The 18,261-nt window shown below is 57.2% G+C and carries 17 protein-coding genes; all 17 read left to right on the top strand.

The features are described 5' to 3' along the window. Window positions 1-2: 2 nt before the first annotated feature. Entirely contained in the window at window positions 3-1,430 is a 1,428-nt protein-coding gene (gene nuoN / locus CFA77_RS09545) for an NADH-quinone oxidoreductase subunit NuoN (protein WP_206990499.1), read from the top strand. After that, window positions 1,427-2,164, top strand: a complete 738-nt coding sequence (locus CFA77_RS09540) for a biotin--[acetyl-CoA-carboxylase] ligase (protein WP_206990498.1) — start codon at window positions 1,427-1,429, stop codon at window positions 2,162-2,164. The genes nuoN and CFA77_RS09540 overlap by 4 nt, the downstream gene beginning before the upstream one ends. 3 nt (window positions 2,165-2,167) lie before the next feature. Further along, a complete protein-coding gene (locus CFA77_RS09535) occupies window positions 2,168-2,935 on the top strand; it encodes a type III pantothenate kinase (RefSeq protein ID WP_206990497.1) in 768 nt (255 codons plus the stop codon). 5 nt (window positions 2,936-2,940) lie between these two features. Further along, entirely contained in the window at window positions 2,941-4,626 is a 1,686-nt protein-coding gene (locus tag CFA77_RS09530) for a ribonuclease J (RefSeq protein ID WP_206990496.1), read from the top strand. A gap of 5 nt (window positions 4,627-4,631) precedes the next feature. Next, window positions 4,632-5,060: a methylmalonyl-CoA epimerase gene (gene mce / locus CFA77_RS09525; protein ID WP_206990495.1), complete on the top strand. Its 429-nt coding sequence runs from the start codon at window positions 4,632-4,634 to the stop codon at window positions 5,058-5,060. Further along, entirely contained in the window at window positions 5,060-5,293 is a 234-nt protein-coding gene (locus CFA77_RS09520; protein WP_206990494.1) for a DUF1467 family protein, read from the top strand. The genes mce and CFA77_RS09520 overlap by 1 nt, the downstream gene beginning before the upstream one ends. A gap of 51 nt (window positions 5,294-5,344) precedes the next feature. Further along, complete coding sequence (proS, locus tag CFA77_RS09515; protein ID WP_206990493.1) at window positions 5,345-6,664, top strand: proline--tRNA ligase; 1,320 nt, start codon at window positions 5,345-5,347, stop codon at window positions 6,662-6,664. Next, a complete protein-coding gene (locus CFA77_RS09510) occupies window positions 6,661-7,953 on the top strand; it encodes an ABC transporter permease (RefSeq protein ID WP_242517302.1) in 1,293 nt (430 codons plus the stop codon). Before proS ends, CFA77_RS09510 begins: the two co-directional genes overlap by 4 nt. Further along, window positions 7,953-8,642: an ABC transporter ATP-binding protein gene (locus tag CFA77_RS09505; RefSeq protein ID WP_206990492.1), complete on the top strand. Its 690-nt coding sequence runs from the start codon at window positions 7,953-7,955 to the stop codon at window positions 8,640-8,642. Before CFA77_RS09510 ends, CFA77_RS09505 begins: the two co-directional genes overlap by 1 nt. 38 nt (window positions 8,643-8,680) lie before the next feature. After that, entirely contained in the window at window positions 8,681-12,142 is a 3,462-nt protein-coding gene (gene dnaE / locus CFA77_RS09500; RefSeq protein WP_371822943.1) for a DNA polymerase III subunit alpha, read from the top strand. A gap of 145 nt (window positions 12,143-12,287) precedes the next feature. Continuing rightward, window positions 12,288-13,094: a 30S ribosomal protein S2 gene (gene rpsB / locus CFA77_RS09495; protein WP_206990490.1), complete on the top strand. Its 807-nt coding sequence runs from the start codon at window positions 12,288-12,290 to the stop codon at window positions 13,092-13,094. A gap of 43 nt (window positions 13,095-13,137) precedes the next feature. Beyond that, window positions 13,138-14,043: a translation elongation factor Ts gene (gene tsf / locus CFA77_RS09490; protein WP_206990489.1), complete on the top strand. Its 906-nt coding sequence runs from the start codon at window positions 13,138-13,140 to the stop codon at window positions 14,041-14,043. 111 nt (window positions 14,044-14,154) lie between these two features. Then, complete coding sequence (pyrH, locus tag CFA77_RS09485) at window positions 14,155-14,901, top strand: UMP kinase (protein WP_034812325.1); 747 nt, start codon at window positions 14,155-14,157, stop codon at window positions 14,899-14,901. Between the two features lie 5 nt (window positions 14,902-14,906). Continuing rightward, on the top strand, window positions 14,907-15,461 hold the full coding sequence (gene frr, locus CFA77_RS09480) for a ribosome recycling factor (protein WP_206990488.1): 555 nt from the start codon (window positions 14,907-14,909) through the stop codon (window positions 15,459-15,461). Further along, the gene (locus tag CFA77_RS09475) at window positions 15,461-16,222 is read left to right on the top strand and encodes an isoprenyl transferase (RefSeq protein WP_206990487.1); all 762 of its coding nucleotides are present in this window, start codon (window positions 15,461-15,463) and stop codon (window positions 16,220-16,222) included. The genes frr and CFA77_RS09475 overlap by 1 nt, the downstream gene beginning before the upstream one ends. Next, complete coding sequence (locus CFA77_RS09470) at window positions 16,222-17,043, top strand: phosphatidate cytidylyltransferase (RefSeq protein ID WP_206990486.1); 822 nt, start codon at window positions 16,222-16,224, stop codon at window positions 17,041-17,043. Before CFA77_RS09475 ends, CFA77_RS09470 begins: the two co-directional genes overlap by 1 nt. Continuing rightward, window positions 17,043-18,239: a 1-deoxy-D-xylulose-5-phosphate reductoisomerase gene (gene dxr, locus CFA77_RS09465; protein ID WP_206990485.1), complete on the top strand. Its 1,197-nt coding sequence runs from the start codon at window positions 17,043-17,045 to the stop codon at window positions 18,237-18,239. The genes CFA77_RS09470 and dxr overlap by 1 nt, the downstream gene beginning before the upstream one ends. Window positions 18,240-18,261: the final 22 nt, after the last annotated feature.

Genomic DNA, 18,261 nt, shown 5'->3' with positions numbered 1-18,261 from the left:
TCGTGATTGATTTCACTGCCATGATACTGACTGTTGGGCCTGAACTCTGGCTCGTTGCGACTGCCTTGATTGGCGTGCTTGTGGGCGCCACGCTGAAGGATCGTTTCAACAGCGTATCTATCAAGTTCGGCGCTCTTGCCCTATTTGCGGCCGCCGCGTTTTCTCTGATGAACTATGAAGGCGGCGAAGCCTTCAATGGCCTCGTTCGTACGAACACGTTCGTGAACTTCGCGAAATTTGTCAGCTATGTCCTGGCAGGATTTGCGCTGCTCACATCTGAGGGTTTCCTGAAGCGGCATGGTACCATCCGGTATGAATATTCCCTGCTGATACTGCTCGCCTCCTTCGGCATGGGCATGATCCTGTCGGCGGCTGACTTGATGACGCTCTATATGGGCGTCGAAACGCTTAGTCTGTCTTCCTATGTGCTGGCTGCGTTCCATCGGGATTCTGCCAAGGCGTCCGAAGCTGGCTTGAAGTACTTCGTTTTGGGGGCGCTTGCATCTGGCATGCTGCTGTATGGCGCATCACTCGTCTACGGGTTCAGCGGTTCGACAGAATATGCCGTGATCGCTGCAGCGGACCCATCGATCGGCATGATGTTCGGCATGGTCCTGATGATTGTCGGTCTCGCCTTCAAAGTCTCTGCTGCGCCAATGCATATCTGGACGCCGGACGTCTATGAAGGCGCGCCGACACCTGTCGTTGCGTTCTTCGCCTCCGCGCCCAAAATGGCGAGCATGGTGGTCTTCGCGAATGTCATGTTCACCATGTTTGGCGACGTGATCGACCAGTGGCAGCTGATCCTCTGCATCATTGCCGGCCTGTCGATGATTATCGGCTCGCTGGGCGCGCTGACACAGACCAACATCAAGCGTCTGCTCGGCTACTCATCGATTGCGAATATGGGCTACGCGCTCGTCGCTGTAGCCGCGGGTCCGGAATTGGGTGCGGGGCCTTTGCTGGTCTTCATGACGCTGTACGTAATTGCGTCGCTTGGCCTGTTCATGGGCGTGCTTGCCATGCGTCGTAAAGGCGGAATGGTGGAAGGAATTAACGAGCTTGGTGGTTTGATGCGCAAGCGCCCCGTGCTGGCGATAGCTCTTTCCATTCTGATCTTCTCAATGGCGGGTCTTCCACCGTTCGGTGGATTCTTTGGAAAATGGGAAGTGTTGTCCGCCGGGGTTGAGGCCGGTTTGATGCCAGTCGTCATAATTCTCGTGCTCGCGTCTGTCGTATCGCTTGGCTATTATCTCCGTCTGATCAAGATCATGTGGTTTGATGAGCCAACAGAGCGTTTCGAGGCGGTCGATGGCCCGGTTACGATCACAGTTCTGCTCGCAGCGCTGATTGCCGGTATCCTGTTCCTGTTCTTCATAAGCGCACTATCAGGGTGGGCGGGCACAGCGGCTCTGGGACTTGCAGGTTGAGCTTAACCTGGCCCGTCTACCACCTTGGCGTCATAGACAGCACAAATTCCGAAGCGAGGCGACGGGCGAAGGCTGGCGATTTCGACGATTGCTGGCTTATCGCAGAAGCTCAGACAGCTGGGCGCGGCCGTTTGCAGCGTCCATGGATCTCGCCGTCTGGAAACTTGTTTTCCACTGCGCTGTTTCATGAGCCCGGCGGCATTCCAGTAGCCTCTCGTATTCCCTTCGCCGGGGCATTGGCTGTATCTGATGTGGCTGCGCAGCTCGCTCCAGACGCCCCCGTCCGTTTGAAATGGCCCAACGATGCGCGCGTGAATGGCGCCAAGATTTCCGGCATTTTGATCGAAACCGGCGGGCAAGGCGCTGAGTTCTGGGTCGCCGCAGGCATTGGGATCAATGTGACTTCCGCACCTGAGGGCGCTGGCCAAATGGCAACATCATTGCATTCTTTAAGGGGCGACGCAGTCCTGACCCCGGAAGATGTCCTGACGGCGCTTCGCGATGCGTTTGGGCGTCGTCTTGAACAAGCGCGGCAAGGATTTGAGACGTTGCGGCTAGATTGGCTGAAGGTCGCTGAGGGGCTCGGTCAGACGATCTCGGTTTCGCGAAACGGCGATCCCCTGATAGGCGTGTTGGAAGATATGGCGGAAGACGGGTCGCTGGTGCTCAGATTGCCCGATGGACGTCAGGAGATAGTCCGGGCTGGTGATGTCAGCCTGATAGGGAGTGGCTAAGCGATGCTGCTGGCAATTGATGTAGGCAACACGAACACGGTGTTCGGCATTCATGACGGCGAGACCTGGGTCAACCAGTGGCGCAGCGCGACCGATGCCACCAAGACCGCCGACGACCACGCGGCATGGTTGTGGCGGCTGGCGGACATGTATGGGATGGACTTGAAGCACATCAAAGGATGCGTGATTTCAACCGTCGTACCTCAAGCCCAGTTCAATTTTCGTAATCTTGCGCGTCGATATCTCAATCTCGAGCCCTTGTTCATTGGGGATCCCAATCTGAAAACGGGTGTTGAAGTGCGCATTCACCGGCCCGAACAGGTGGGGGCCGACCGGATTGTGAGCGCGCTCGGGGCGCACATGACCTATTCCGGCAATCTCATTGTGATTGATAGTGGAACGGCGACAACGTTTGACGTTGTGGCGGAAGATGGCGGCTTTGAGGGCGGCATCATCTCTCCCGGTATCAACCTGTCCATGCGGGCACTACATGATGCGGCGGCGCAGCTGCCACGCATCGCGATCCAGAAACCAGCCCAAGTGATCGGCCAAGACACGATCAGCGCCATGCAGTCAGGTGTCTTCTGGGGATACATCGATCTCATTGATGGGCTCGTAACCCGCATCAAGGCTGAATATGGAAAGCCCATGAAAGTGGTTGCCACCGGCGGTGTGGCCTCCCTCTTTGAAGGTGCCAGCAAAACAATAGATTATTACGATCAGGATATTACCATTCGTGGCCTGCTCGAAATCTACAAACGGAACAGTTGAGACCTATGGCAGACACGAACGGTATAGAGGACGAGCTGGTTTTCCTCCCCCTGGGGGGCTGCGATGAGATCGGCATGAACCTCAATGCCTATGGCTACGGCCCGGCGCACGACCGCCGTTGGATCATTGCCGACCTTGGTGTGACGTTCGGATCACTTGAGACGCCGGGGATCGACCTGATCTGCGCTGATCCCGAATATCTGATCGGGGAGAAGATCGACGCGGTATTCCTGACACATGCGCATGAGGACCATATCGGCGCAGTCGGCCTGTTGTATCCGCGCCTGCAAACAAAGGCCCCGATCTATGCGACGCCATTCACGGCAGAGCTCGTGCGCTCGAAAATGATTGAGCGGGGCGTGGACCCGTCCTGGCTCAAGCCGGTTGCGCTGGGCGGAACAGTTCAGGCCGGGCCGTTCGAGGTTACCTATGTCACGCTGACTCACTCAATTCCCGAGCCGAACGCCTTGGCGATCAAGACGCCGCTGGGCACGATCCTGCACACCGGCGACTGGAAGATCGATCCGGATCCCCAGATCGGATCTGCTACGGATGTCAAAGGCCTGACTGCCCTGGGGGATGAAGGCGTTCTCGCCATGGTCTGTGACTCAACCAATGTCTTCGAAGAAGGGGAGTCCGGGTCCGAAGAGTCGGTGAAGCAAGGGCTGATAGATCTGATCGCCGAGCAGAAACAAGCCGTGGCCGTGACCACATTTGCATCAAATGTGGCACGCGTGAAATCGATCGTTGAAGCTGCCGAGTCGGCGGGCCGGGCTGTATGCCTGGTCGGGCGCAGCATGCATCGCATTACGGACGCGGCAAAATCCGTCGGCATATTGCCGCCGCATATGGAATTCATTGACGAATCCGAAGCGAGCCAGATTCCCGCCGAACACATCCTGTATCTCTGTACGGGAAGTCAGGGTGAAGCGCGGGCCGCATTGACGAGAATCTCACGGCGGGATCATCGTAATGTGTCGCTCCATGAAGGCGACACAGTGATCTTCTCGTCCCGACAGATCCCAGGCAATGAAAAGGGGATTTTTGCGCTTCAGAATGCACTGGCAGAGCAGGGCGTCAGGGTGATCACGCCGCGCATGGTGCCATATCCGATACATGTCTCCGGTCACCCTTGCCGGGACGAACTGCGCCGCATGTATGGATGGGTGCGCCCGCAAGTATCAATTCCCGTGCACGGCGAGCGTCGGCACATCATGGAACATGCCAATTTCGCGAAATCACTGCAGGTTCCCCATGCTGTAACGCCGCAAAATGGCAGCCTGATCCGGATCGCACCGGGAAAGGCCCAGATTGTTGACGTCGTGCCAGCCGGTCGGTTGTTTCTGGATGGGGATCGGCTGGTGCCGGAAGGTGCGCAGGGAATTGAGGAACGCCGGAAGCTTTCCTGGGCTGGAATTATCTTCGCGTCCATGACGCTGGACGATGATGGAGACATACTCGACGGCCCCATCGTGTTGGCGAAAGGCTTGTCGGAAACCGATGGTCGCCTTGCTGATGAGAGCATCGAGCCGCTTGAGATCGCGGCCGAGGATGCAATTGGTCGCATGAAGAAACGCGACCGAATGGACGATGATGCAGTCGAGCGTACCGTCGGCCGCGCCCTGCGGAAGGCTTGTCTTGAAACATTTGGTCACCGTCCCGTAATAGAAGTGATCGTCCTGAGGAGTTGAAACCCGTGTCAGAGTTTAAAATTGGTCCCTTGAACCATGTCGGTGTCGCAGTGCCGGATCTTGAAGCCGCCTGCGAAACCTATCGGACACTCTATGGCGCCAAAGATATCACCACGCCGTTCGACATGCCGGAGCAGGGCGTAAAGGTCTGTTTCGTCAATCTACCGAATAGCCAGATTGAGCTGATCGAGCCGTTGAACGCCGAATCCCCTATCGCCAACTTCATCACGAAGAACCCGAAAGGCGGCCAGCATCATGTCTGCTTTGAAGTGGATGACATCAACGAAGCAGTCGAAGAGATGGGCAAGCGTGGTGCCACAGTCCTCGGAAAACCCCGGATTGGCGCCCATGGCACTCCCATCATTTTCGTCCACCCGAAGAATTCGAACGGTGTCCTGATCGAACTGATGGAAACCCCGAAGGAAGCCCACTGATGACCATTTTCGGCGCTGGTGTTGTCTTCACCATTGCCTGGTGGCTGTCCTTTTTTGTCGTTCTTCCGATCGGCGTGAAGGGGCAGTGGGAAGACGATTCCACGATTGACGGAACGGAAGAAGCGGCGCCGAAAAACCCCATGCTTGCCAAAAAAGCGCTTTGGGCCACGGGGGGCGCAGTTGTTCTGACAGGTCTTACAGCCATCATCGTGCCACGTTTGCTTGCGCAATAGGGGGCGCTGCGGCTAGGTGGCCTTCGTTCACCGCGCGATCACGGAGATTCCATGCGTCTGTCGAAGTATTTCCTGCCCGTATCCAAAGAAGCCCCGTCAGATGCGGCCATCGCCTCGCATCAGCTGATGCTGCGCACCGGCATGGTTCGCCAGAACGGAGCAGGCATCTACACATGGCTGCCGCTTGGCCTACGCGTCCTCAAGAAGATTGAACAGATCGTGCGCGAAGAGATGAACCGCGCTGGCGCTGTGGAAATGCTGATGCCAACACTGCAGCAAGCTGACCTCTGGCGCGAGTCCGGTCGGTATGAAGCCTATGGCAAGGAGATGCTGCGCATCACCGACCGCCATGACCGCGATATGCTGTACGGCCCCACGAATGAAGAACTCGTCACCGATGTGTTCCGCTCATATGTGAAGAGCTACAAGCAGCTTCCGCTGAACCTCTATCACCAACAATGGAAATTCCGGGACGAGATCCGCCCGCGCTTCGGCGTGATGCGCGGGCGTGAGTTCATGATGAAGGATGCCTATTCCTTCGACCTGACGGCAGACGATGCGCGACACTCCTATAACCGTATGTTCTGTGCCTATCTCAACACGTTCTCGCGCCTCGGCTTGACCGGTGTGCCCATGCGCGCAGATACTGGCCCGATTGGGGGCGAACTGAGCCACGAATTCATCATCCTCGCTGAGACGGGCGAAAGCGCCGTCTTTTGCGACAAGACCCTGCTGGATATGCCTGCTCCGGGTCTGGACCTGGACTTCACGTCTGACCTGACAGCAGAAGTCGAAAAGCGGACGCAATACTATGCCGCGACCGAAGAGATGCATGACGAAGCCGCCTTCGCTGAACTGCCGGAAGACCGGAAGGTCTCTGCGCGCGGTATTGAAGTCGGCCATATCTTCTATTTCGGCACCAAGTATTCCGAACCCATGAACGCAGTTGTCCAGGGACCGGACGGCCAAATGGTGCCGGTCGAGATGGGCAGCTATGGCATTGGCGTTTCGCGTCTGGTCGGCGGCATTATCGAAGCCTGTCATGACGAGAATGGGATTGTCTGGCCGGAAAGCGTTGCGCCGTTTCAGGTCGGAATCATCAATATGCGGGTCGGCGATGAGGAATGTGACACGGTTTGCGAGCAAGCCTACCAGGCACTCGAACTTGCCGGAATAGACACGCTATATGACGAGACTGATGACAGGGCTGGCGGCAAGTTCGCGCGGATGGATCTGATTGGTCTACCATGGCAGATTGTCATCGGACCACGTGGTATCAAGAACGGTGTCGTTGAAGTCAAGAATCGCAAAACGGGTGAGAAATCAGAAATGCCGCTCGCGGATGCCCTCAGCAAGGTGCGGCCCGAATGAGTGATATTCCGTCAGCCGCCGCGCCGTTTGGGAAGCTGGAGCGCACACTCGCCTGGCGGTACTTGCGCGCCAAGCGGGAGCATGGCGGTGCAAGCCTGATATCGATCATTTCCTTTGTCGGCATCTTCTTTGCGGTTGCTGCGCTGATCATCACCATGTCCATCATGAGCGGTTTCAGGGCGACCTTGCTGGATGCTTTGCTGGGCGGTCAGCCACATGTCTACGGCGTTGTTGCGTCGTATACAGAGGAAGAAGCCGAACAGATTGCGGAGACGATCTCTCTGATTGATGGTGTGTCCAGTGTCGCACCGTATATTGAAGAATATGTGCTCGTGACGGCGAATGGTCGCAAGACGGGGGCGGCCGTGCGGGCCATCCGCAAGGAAGACCTCGCCACTATGCCTTTCCTGAAGGATGGCGGGGCGGCGGCCATTGAATCCGGGTTTGGCGAAGGCAAGAATGGCGGCAATGTCGTCATGATGGGGGCATTTCTGGCTGCTGGCCGGGAAGGCCTCGGTGTCCGGCCGGGCGACAAGGTAGAGATCATTACATCGCAGACCAATGCCGGACCTCTCGGATCAACGCCGCGCAGCAAGGCCTACACTGTCGGGGACGTTTTCAAGACGGGAAGCGTTGAGCTCGACCGGCTTTATATCTTTATGCCGATGGAGCAGGCGCAGATCCTGTTTCAGTCCAAGGATCGCTACCAAATGCTGGATATCCGACTGGATGATCCGAACAAAACAGCCGCGGCCATGGAGGCCATAGCGGCAGCTACCGGCAATGCGCTTTACGTATTTGACTGGAAAAGCCAGCGCGCGGGCTATCTCAACGCATTGCAGGTTGAGCGGACCATGGTGCGTATGCTCGTCATGGTGATCATGGGTATTGCCACACTGAACATCATCGTCGGCGTTGTTATGCTGGTGAAGAACAAGACACGCGATATCGCCATCCTGCGAACGATTGGTCTTGGACGCGGCGGTGTGCTCCGTGTCTTCCTGCTCGTTGGAACCATACTTGGCACCTTGGGTGCGTTGCTTGGTATGGCGATCGGCATTCTTGTTGTCACCAACATCGATGCTGTGGAGGCTTTCATCAATCTGTTTGTGCCGGGTGAAGTTTTCGACGCGGAAGTTTACGGTCTCGAGGGCCTGCCTGCGATCCTCGATTGGGGTGAAGTCCTGCAGACCGGTCTATATGCGCTCGGCATGTCTATGCTCGTTTCGATCATTCCGGCTTGGTGGGCTTCCCGTCAGGACCCGGTCAGCGCGTTGAGGTTTGAATAATGGCCCAACCCGTTCTCGAACTTCGCGATATTGACCGGTACTACAAGACGGCCGCTGGAGAATTGCACGTTCTCAGTGGAACCAATCTACAGCTGAATGCAGGTGAGTTGGTCGGACTAGTCGGTCCATCTGGTTCCGGAAAATCCACTCTGTTGCACACTGCTGGCCTGCTGGAGCGGCCAGAATTTGGCAAGGTCATGCTGGATGGCATTGATTGCCTCGCCCTGGACGACAAGGGCCGCACGGCGATACGTCGGGCCAAGATCGGCTTCGTCTACCAGTTCCATCACTTGCTGCCGGAATTCAATGCAGCGGATAATGTGGCGATGCCTCTGATGATCGCAGGCACGAAACAATCTGCTGCGCGCGAAAAGGCCGAACACTTGTTGGGTGAAATGGGGCTTGATGAGCGCGGCCATCACCAACCCGCGCAAATGTCGGGTGGGGAGCAGCAACGCGTCGCAATTGCCCGCGCCCTGGCAAACGATCCGCGTCTTGTCATCGCCGACGAGCCTACCGGAAACCTAGACCCCGGTACGACGGAGCGCGTGTTCGCGACCCTGATAAAAATGGTTCGCGATGAAGGCGCTGCTGTGCTGGTGGCAACGCACAATCTGTCACTGATCCGCCACATGGATCGCGTCCTGACCTTGGCTGATGGCAAGCTGGTGGATTACCGGCCGGACTAAGTTGTGGAAGGCCGCGCCCGGCCTCTGGTCTGGTGGTGATGCGCGCGGCACAGTATCCTGTGAAAAGGAGATTTCCCGTGACTGAGTCGCCCTTCATTCATCTTGCCGTCCGGTCGAGCTATTCCTTGCTCGAAAGCATGATCACGCCCAAGGGCCTGAAGGCTTGGTGTGTCGAGCAGGGAATGCCTGCTGTGGCGATTACTGATCGTAACAATCTGTATGGCGCACTGGAAATCTCGCTGACGCTGACGGATGCAGGTATCCAGCCCATCATGGCATGCTGTTTCGAAGTGACAGACGGTATGCCAAAGAGCGAACCGACACGGGTGTCGCTCTATGCGCAGAACGAGATAGGCTACAAGCGCTTGATGCTGTTGTCGTCGCGGGCCTATTTGGACGCAGCCGACGGTGTGCCAAAGCTTTCACGGGAGTTGTTGCTGGACAAAACAGACGGGTTGATCCTGCTGACCGGCGGCGCGGAAGGTGAAGTCGCGCGCCATCTTTTGAAGGCTCGTATCGCGGACGCTCGGACCGAACTCTCCACGCTTGCTTCAGCTTATCCGGAGCGCTGCTATGTAGAGATCACGCGTCATGGTACCGAAGATGAGTATGCTTGCGAAGAGGGGTTGATTGACCTCGCCTATGAACTGGGCTTGCCGCTGGTAGCGACGCATGATGCCCGGTTCATGAAGCCGTCGGACGCCAAGGCACACGACGCAATGATGTGTATTTCGAATGGCCAGTATCTGGGCCAGGAAGATCGCAAGCGTGTCGATGCATCCCAATATCTCAAAACAGCTGAAGAAATGCGGGAATTGTTCGCTGACATTCCCGAAGCCATTGCGAACACGTTTGAAATCGCCCAGCGCTGCGCGGTAAAGGCAGAGACGCACCAGCCCATCCTGCCGAACTTTTCGAATGAAGGACGTTCGGAATCAGAAGAACTCCGCAAGCAAGCCCTGGAGGGGTTGGAATACCGTCTTGGCGCGGCGGACAAGCTGTATGCCGAGCGGGATACCTATTTTGAGCGGCTTGACTACGAACTGATGATCATCGAGCGCATGGGGTTTCCCGGCTACTTCCTGATTGTTTCCGACTTTATCAAGTGGGCCAAGGACAATGATATTCCGGTGGGGCCGGGGCGGGGGTCCGGCGCGGGCTCGCTCGTCGCTTGGGTGCTCCTGATCACAGACCTTGATCCGCTCCGCTTTGATCTACTCTTCGAACGCTTCCTGAATCCCGAACGTGTGTCGATGCCGGATTTCGATATCGATTTCTGTCAGGAACGTCGAGGAGAAGTCATCCGCTATGTGCGCGACAAGTATGGCGCCGACTCCGTCGCCATGATCATCACATTCGGTACATTGCAGGCCAAGGCTGTCGTCCGCGACGTCGGCCGTGTTATGCAGATGCCATATGGTCAGGTCGACCGGCTTGCCAAGCTGATCCCCTTCAATCCCGCCAATCCGCCCAAGCTGCAGGATGCAATCGACGACGAGCCAAAATTCCAGGATGAAATCGACGCTGACGAGCGTGTTGGGGAACTGCTGGAAGTCGCACTGTCGCTGGAAGGCAAGTACCGAAATGCGGGCACGCACGCAGCGGGTGTTGTGATCGGCGACCGGCCACTGGTCGAGCTCGTGCCGCTCTACAATGATCCGAGGGCGGATCTTCCGGCAACCCAGTTCAACATGAAGTACGCTGAAATGGCGGGGCTGGTGAAGTTTGACTTCCTCGGACTGAAAACCCTGACCGTGATCGACCGGGCGCTCAAGCTGATCCGACGGGACGGCCGGGATGTCGGGCCGGAATGGCAAAGCCTGGATGATCAGGCCACATACGACCTCATGGCAAGCGGCGAGACGCTGGGCGTGTTTCAGCTCGAAGGCGCCGGGATGCGGGATACGCTCAAGAAGGTGCGTCCGCACAATCTTGAGGACGTCATCGCCATCATCTCACTCTACCGCCCCGGTCCGATGGAAAACATTCCGGTTTATGTCCAGGGCAAGGAAGACCCGTCCTCCGTTGTCTATCAGCATCCGGACCTGAAACCTGTCCTTGAGGCCACCTATGGCGTGCCTGTTTATCAGGAGCAGGTCATGCGGATGGCGCAAGAGATCGCTGGCTACTCTCTCGGCGAAGCCGACCTTCTGCGTCGCGCCATGGGTAAGAAGAAAGTCGAGGAGATGATCGCCCAGCGGAAGCGTTTTGTCGAAGGTGCGGCTGAGCAAAAGGGCATGGAAGAGAAGCTCGCCAACGACATCTTCGATACGATGGAGAAGTTCGCCGGCTACGGTTTCAACAAATCTCACGCGGCGGCCTATGCGTTGATCGGTTACCATACGGGCTACCTGAAGCGGCATTTCCCTGTCGAATTTCTCGCCGCTTCGATGAGTCTTGATATCGGCAACACTGACAAGCTCGCGGCCTTCTTCCAGGAAGCCAAGCGACTGAAAATTCCGGTTCTGGCTCCTGATGTAAACACTTCTTCGGCAGACTTCGATGTGCGTGATGGCGCGGTCGTATATGCGCTCGGCGCACTGAAGGGCGTCGGGCTTGAGGCCATGAAACATGTCGTCGAGATACGGGACAAGGAAGGTCGCTTTGCGGATCTCTACGACTTCGCTGAACGCGTCGATCCGAAACATGTGAACAAGAAAGCGTTTGAATCGCTTTCCAAGGCCGGCGCATTCGATGGCATGGAGCCGAACCGCGCCAGAATGCTGGAGTCAGCGCCGCTGCTGGCAAATTTGGCGGTTAGTGCAGCCCAGGACCGACAAGGCGGGCAGGGCGGTCTGTTTGCCGAGGCCGAACCTGCACTAAGGCCGGTGCTGCCGAAAACCAGGGCCTGGAATGGTCAACAGAAACTGGATCAGGAGTTCAAGTCGATCGGGTTCTACTTCTCTGGCCATCCCCTGGATGACGTGCTTGAGGGATTGGACCGCGAACGCGTGACCCTGGCCATGGAGGTGCAGGATCGTGCCTCGGACGGCAAGCCGCTCGAGATGATCGGCGTCGTCCGCGCGCGTAGCGATAAACCTGCGCGCAATGGCGGCAAGTTTGCGTTCCTGACGCTTTCCGACCCATCTGGCGAAGTCGAGATGATGGTTTTCCCGGAAACCTTGTCCCAAAATTACGATCTGCTTCAGGTCGGCAATGCGGTGGCGATCACCGTTGGGGTGAAACGAAACGCCGAAGAAATCAAACTGAACGCTGAACGGGTACTGAAGCTTGAAGCAGCCAGATTGTCGAAGGCGATGGGGGCGCTCAAGATTCGGCTCGCTGTTGGCGCATATGTTGGCGATCTGGCGGGAGTGGTTGGCCATCTTGCAAAGCTTCAGGACCTTGAACAGGGCGAACTCCTGATCGAAATGCCACTGGAAGACGGCCGGGTTGTCACCATGAAGCTGCCGGCAACTTACACGATTGGCCTGAGTGCACAGCGGGCCCTGAAAGAAGCGCCCGGCGTGGAGCGCGTCGAGCCCCTCAAGGCTGCCTGACAAAAGCCGCGCCAGAACTCTTGCAGGCATCGGCATTTTCTGTATAAGCCGCCACATCAGAAACCAGTTCACGGGTGCATCCGGTGCGACGGGCCATAGGGGTCCAACGTTCCACTCGTGACGGCCAACCGGATGGAGAAAATCTATGGCCCTACCTGACTTCAACATGCGTCAGCTGCTCGAAGCTGGCGTTCACTTCGGTCACCAAACCCACCGCTGGAATCCTCGCATGAAGCCGTATATCTACGGTGATCGTTCGGGAATCCACATCATGGACCTGTCTCAGACCGTCCCTTCGCTGCACCAGGCCCTGGTCTTTGTGCGCGACACGGTCGCAAAAGGTGGTCGGGTCCTGTTCGTGGGCACCAAGCGTCAGGCCCAGGAGCCGATTGCCGAAGCTGCTGGCCGTTGCGCTCAGTATTACATGAACCATCGCTGGCTCGGCGGCACGCTGACCAACTGGTCCACTGTTTCCAATTCCATCAAGCAGCTCAAAGAGCTGAACGCGATGTTTGAAAGCGGTGACAGCGGCCAAGGGCTCACCAAGAAGGAATTGCTCGACCTTGAGCGTCGCCGTGACAAGCTTCAGCTCTCTCTTGGCGGTATCGCAGACATGGGCGGCCTGCCGGCTGCTATGATCGTGATCGATACGAACAAGGAAGCGATTGCTGTCCAGGAAGCTCGCAAGCTGGGAATTCCAGTCGTCGCCGTGCTTGATACAAATTGTGACCCGGCTGACGCCGACTATGGCTTTCCTGGTAATGACGATGCTGCGCGCGCCATTTCCCTTTACTGCAACCTGTTCGCGGATGCCGTACTGGACGGCCTGGCAGAGTCGACGGCTGGCCTTGGTGTTGACCTTGGTGAGCTAGAAGATATCGACGCCATGGCTGAAGCTGACGTGGCTGTGGCCGCAGAAGGCGAAACCGCCGAAGATACAACAGGCGCCTAGGAACAGGCGTCGGACCTGAAGACCAAACTGAAGGAATACAGCAATGGCTGAGATTACCGCTGCGCTTGTTAAAGCACTGCGCGAGAAGACTGGCGCAGGCATGATGGATGCCAAAAAGGCGCTCGTCGAAAACAATGGCGATGAAGCCGCGGCCACCGATTGGCTGCGCGCGAAAGGCCTCTCGAAAGCAGCCAAGAAATCTGGACGCACCGCCGCTGATGGTCTCGTTTCAGTCCAAGTCTCGGACGACGGCAAGACCGGCGCAATTGTGGAATTGAACGCTGAAACCGACTTTGTCGCCCGGAACGAGAAATTCCAGGCGGCGCTGGCTGGAATCACCAAAGCTGCACTCGAAACGGACGGGTCCGTCGAGGGGCTATCTTCTGCTCCAGCGCCGGATGGCGAAGGTTCTGTGGATGACCTGATCAAACGCCTGATTGCGACCGTTGGCGAGAACATGACCCTGCGTCGCAGTGCGAAGCTGACGGCGGACGGCAAGGTGGCTTCCTATATCCACAATGCTGAAACGGCCGGCATGGGCAAAGTCGGTGTGCTTGTCGCCCTCGACGGTTCTGGCGATCTGGAAGAAGTCGGCCGCAAGGTTGCGATGCATATCGCGGCAACGTCGCCTGCATCCGCCACCACTGATGAACTGGATCCGGCGATTGTTGAGGCTGAAAAGCGCGTTCTTACCGAGCAGGCTCGCGAAAGCGGCAAGCCTGACAATGTCATCGAGAAGATGATCGTTGGCCGGATGCAGAAGTTCTACAAGGAAGTTGTTCTTGTAGAGCAGCCATTCGTGATGAACCCGGACCAGACGGTTGGTAAATTCCTCGAGGAGCAGGGCGCAACGCTGAAGGGCTTCGTGCACTTCAAGCTGGGTGAGGGCATCGAGAAAGAAGAAGACAACTTCGCCGACGAAGTTGCATCCATGACAAAAGGCAGCTGATCACGCTTGCCTTTCGGCCCGCAAAGGGCTTTGAACATCCCGGTCGCCCATGACAGGCGGCCGGGAATCTTTTAGGAGCCTATAAGGCCGATAATACCGGAGACACCGCCCATGCAGACCGAAGAGTCCGACTCCAGCCCCTTGAAATACAAACGGGTGTTGTTGAAGCTCTCCGGAGAGGCGCTGATGGGCCCCGGACAATTCGGAATTGATATTCCGACGTGCGAGAAATTCGCACATGCAATCAAGCAAGCTCAGGACACTGGCGCGGAAGTCTGCCTCGTCATTGGCGGCGGAAACATTTTTCGCGGCGTCGCGGGCGCGGCCAAGGGCATGGAGCGTGCACAGGCCGATTCCATGGGCATGCTGGCCACGATCATGAATGCTCTTGCCATGCAAAGCGTGCTTGAGAGCATTGGCGTCCCGACGCGCGTGCAATCGGCAATCCGCATGGAGTCGATTTGCGAGCCCTATATTCGCCGCCGGGCCCAACGACACATGGAAAAAGGCCGCGTTGTGATATTTGCGGCCGGCATTGGAAACCCATTCTTCACGACAGATACCGGGGCTGCGCTGCGGGCGATCGAAATGAACTGCGATGCCCTGCTCAAGGGGACGCAAGTCGACGGCGTCTACACAGCAGACCCCAAGATCGACGCAAATGCGACGCGCTACGACGAGGTTGGCTATCAGGAATTGCTGGCCAAGGATTTGCGCGTGATGGACCCCTCTGCGGTGAGTCTTATGCGCGACAACAACATCCCGATCGTGGTCTTCTCGCTTAAGGAAGAGGGGTCTCTCCTCAAAGTCCTTCATGGGAAGGGCACATCGACAACAATCAACAATCATGGAGCGTAAGTGTCATGAGCTATGACAAGAAGGATCTTGAGCGCCGGATGGAAGGCGCCCTGGCGTCTCTCTCCACTGAATTCAGCGGTCTGCGGACGGGCCGGGCCTCAGTGAACCTGCTAGATGCGGTTATGGTCCCAGCCTATGGTTCAACGGTGCCGTTGAACCAGGTCGCGTCGGTCACCGTGTCTGACAACCGCATGTTGTCGGTCAATGTTTGGGACAAGACTGTCGTTGGTGCGACTGAGCGGGCGATCCGGGATTCCGGCTTGGGCCTGAACCCTGTTACGGACGGCCAGAATTTGCGCATTCCGATACCGCCGCTGAATGAAGAACGCCGTGTTGAACTCCAGAAAGTTGCTGGCAAATATGCTGAAGCTGCACGGGTATCCGTCCGCAATATTCGCCGGGATGGCATGGACACGCTCAAGAAGATGGAAAAGGATGGTGATATCAGCGAAGATCGCCACCGTACGCTGTCTGAAGAAGTCCAGAAGTTGACGGACCTCTATGTCAGCAAGGTTGACGACGCACTGAAAGCCAAAGAAGCGGAGATAATGCAGGTCTGATGTCGACCGACGACGCCTCTGCGCCGTCCGACTCGCATGCGGGCGCATCTCGCGTACCCGCTCACATTGCCATCATCATGGATGGGAATGGTCGGTGGGCGAACGCTCGTGGATTGCCACGGGCTGCAGGGCATGAGCGAGGAGTCGAAGCACTTCGACGCACTGTTGAGGCGGCTGGCCAGATTGGTGTTCGATACCTGACAGTTTATTCCTTTTCGACTGAGAATTGGCGTCGGCCCGCATCCGAGGTCAACGCCCTGTTTGGGCTCCTGAAAACTTTCATTAAGAAAGATCTCGGAAGGCTCAAAAAGGAAGGCGTGAAGATAAGGGTTATCGGCAAGCGCCAGGGTCTGCCGGATGACATAGCTGGATTGGTCGAGAGGGCGGAACGTGAAACTGCGGACAATGCTGATTTCTATTTGAACATCGCGTTCAATTATGGGGGGCGCGAGGAGATTGCGCGCGCTTCGCGCAGACTGGCGGCGGATGTCGAGAGCGGCAAGTTGGCGTCTGAGAATGTGACTGAAGACATCTTCGCTTCCTATCTCGATACGGTCGATATGCCGGATCCAGATCTTCTCATCCGAACGAGTGGGGAATACCGCTTGAGCAACTTCCTGTTGTGGCAAGCCGCTTATAGCGAACTCGTGTTCTTCGACGTGTTATGGCCAGACTTCGATCGTTCCTTTCTGGAGAAGGCGGTTGCGATCTATAGCGAAAGGGAGCGCCGCTTTGGCGCTGTTTCGAAGGGGAGCGCATAATGGGCGACTGGACCCCGCCCGAGAGCCGCTTTTCCCAGCTTGGACTCCGCTTGCTGACGGCAGCACTCCTTATTCCTGCCGGCTTGTTCGTCGTATGGTCAGGCGGATGGTGGTTGGCGGCTGCTTGTGCGCTTTTCGGCGGTATCATGGCTTGGGAATGGGCTGGAATGAGCGGGCATCCTCGCGGCTGGCTTCTGAGCTTTGCCGCCGCACTATTCTGCCTCAGCCTTCCTATGGATTTGACCTGGCTTCACGTCTTCCTGGGTTGTTTCGGGTTGGCGCTTTCGTTTGCATCCAATGCGGGCGGTTTGCGGATACGATCCGCTGCTATGCTTGGCTGGTTCTATGTTACTGCCATGGCGGCTGGTCTCTGGTTCTTGCGCGAAGGACCCTGGGATGGCCGCACTGTTGCATTGTATTTCATGTCCTTCGTCTGGGCATCCGACGCTGCGGCGTATTTTGTCGGGCGGGGTTTGGGTGGGCCGCGCCTGTTGCCTCAGGAAAGTCCGAACAAGACTTGGAGTGGAGCAACGGGCGCGCTCCTATTCACGGCTGTGTGCGGTATTGCTGCGGCGGATTTGCAGAACTCCAGTTTGATCTTGTGGGTGCTTTTGGGCGCCAGCCTGTCATTTACCGCACAGCTCGGAGATCTTCTTGAAAGTGGCCTCAAGCGCCGGTTCAAGGTGAAGGACTCGAGCAACCTGCTCCCCGGGCATGGGGGTGTTCTTGACAGGGTCGATGGCCTCGGCGCCGTCGGAATCGTTGGTTCACTTCTGTTGTGGAGCTTTCCGTCACTCTCGACCGCACTGGGTCTGTCCTGATGGCCACCCGCCGTATCAGCATCATGGGAGCAACGGGATCAATCGGAAAGTCTGCGTTGGATGTCGTCCGTCACGCCAACGCCAATGCAGGGCAGACATTTCAGATCGTAGCGCTTGCGGCCGGCTCGGATGCAGAAGGTCTCGCTGCGCAAGCTATCGCGTTCAATGCTGAAATCGCGGTGATTTCTGATGAGTCCCAGCTGCCGACCCTGAAAACTCTGCTGGCTGGAACTGATATCGAAGCGGCGGCAGGCGAAACAGCGATCGCAGAAGCAGCAGCGCGCCCGGTGGAGCGCATGTTGGCGGCGATTGTTGGGGCAGCTGGCCTCAAATCCACGATATCTGCCATACGTGCGGGAAATGATGTCGCGATCGCAAACAAGGAAAGCATTGTGTGCGGTGGCAAGCTCATTCTGAGCGAGGCGCGACGCAGGGGCGTCTCGATACTGCCAGTCGATTCTGAGCATTCAGCCATTTTTCAATGTCTTGGCGATGGTCGCTCTCTGGAAAAGTTGACAATCACGGCATCCGGCGGGCCGTTCCTCACGTCGTCTCTGGATCAGATGCGCATGGCGAGCCCCAAGCAAGCGGCCGCCCACCCGAACTGGAGCATGGGCGTCAAGAACTCCATCGACAGTGCGACCCTCATGAATAAAGCGCTTGAGTTCATCGAGGCGGGATTTCTTTTCGATGTCGAAGGGGAGCGCTTGGATGTGATCGTCCATCCTCAATCGATCATTCACGGCATGGCGCACTTTACCGATGGCTCAGTCATCGCGCAGCTTGGTGCGCCAGACATGAAAACGCCGATCTCCTACGCGCTGGGCTGGCCGGACAGGGTTCCAACCGTCGTGGACCGTCTGGACCTCGCCACCTTGGGCCGGCTGGACTTTGAAAATGTTGATGAAACGCGCTTCCCGGCCATTCGGCTGGCGCGTCAGGCATATGCACACGGTGTTCAGGCAACGACCGTATTAAATTGCGCTAATGAATCGGCTGTTTCTGCATTTATTGCGGGCCATTGCGGGTTTCTGGACATAAGCTGGATCGTGGAAGAGACGTTGAATCGCTATTTTTCGGGAAATATGCACGGAATCGCCTGCGATACTCTGGAGGAGATTGCCTTGCTGGACCGTTTCAGTCGAGAAATGGCGCGCGATGTACTAGAGAAGACCCAGCGTCGTACGGGAGGATAACGTTTTGGGTGATTTTCTCAGC

This window comes from Hyphomonas sp. KY3, from assembly GCF_017309975.1.
GTDB lineage: Bacteria > Pseudomonadota > Alphaproteobacteria > Caulobacterales > Hyphomonadaceae > Hyphomonas.
The sequence above is the reverse complement of the archived record's forward strand: the minus strand, read 5'-3'. Positions and strand labels throughout refer to the sequence as shown.

What these genes read in the sequence shown, in the direction of transcription:
- CFA77_RS09535 (WP_206990497.1), top strand. Translation starts at nt 2,168, where the DNA reads ATGCTGCTGGCAATTGATGTAGGCAACACGAACACGGTGTTCGGCATT.
- CFA77_RS09530 (WP_206990496.1), top strand. Translation starts at nt 2,941, where the DNA reads ATGGCAGACACGAACGGTATAGAGGACGAGCTGGTTTTCCTCCCCCTG.
- CFA77_RS09520 (WP_206990494.1), top strand. Translation starts at nt 5,060, where the DNA reads ATGACCATTTTCGGCGCTGGTGTTGTCTTCACCATTGCCTGGTGGCTG.
- proS (WP_206990493.1), top strand. Translation starts at nt 5,345, where the DNA reads ATGCGTCTGTCGAAGTATTTCCTGCCCGTATCCAAAGAAGCCCCGTCA.
- CFA77_RS09510 (WP_242517302.1), top strand. Translation starts at nt 6,661, where the DNA reads ATGAGTGATATTCCGTCAGCCGCCGCGCCGTTTGGGAAGCTGGAGCGC.
- CFA77_RS09505 (WP_206990492.1), top strand. Translation starts at nt 7,953, where the DNA reads ATGGCCCAACCCGTTCTCGAACTTCGCGATATTGACCGGTACTACAAG.
- dnaE (WP_371822943.1), top strand. Translation starts at nt 8,681, where the DNA reads ATGCGCGCGGCACAGTATCCTGTGAAAAGGAGATTTCCCGTGACTGAG.
- rpsB (WP_206990490.1), top strand. Translation starts at nt 12,288, where the DNA reads ATGGCCCTACCTGACTTCAACATGCGTCAGCTGCTCGAAGCTGGCGTT.
- tsf (WP_206990489.1), top strand. Translation starts at nt 13,138, where the DNA reads ATGGCTGAGATTACCGCTGCGCTTGTTAAAGCACTGCGCGAGAAGACT.
- pyrH (WP_034812325.1), top strand. Translation starts at nt 14,155, where the DNA reads ATGCAGACCGAAGAGTCCGACTCCAGCCCCTTGAAATACAAACGGGTG.
- frr (WP_206990488.1), top strand. Translation starts at nt 14,907, where the DNA reads ATGAGCTATGACAAGAAGGATCTTGAGCGCCGGATGGAAGGCGCCCTG.
- CFA77_RS09475 (WP_206990487.1), top strand. Translation starts at nt 15,461, where the DNA reads ATGTCGACCGACGACGCCTCTGCGCCGTCCGACTCGCATGCGGGCGCA.
- CFA77_RS09470 (WP_206990486.1), top strand. Translation starts at nt 16,222, where the DNA reads ATGGGCGACTGGACCCCGCCCGAGAGCCGCTTTTCCCAGCTTGGACTC.
- dxr (WP_206990485.1), top strand. Translation starts at nt 17,043, where the DNA reads ATGGCCACCCGCCGTATCAGCATCATGGGAGCAACGGGATCAATCGGA.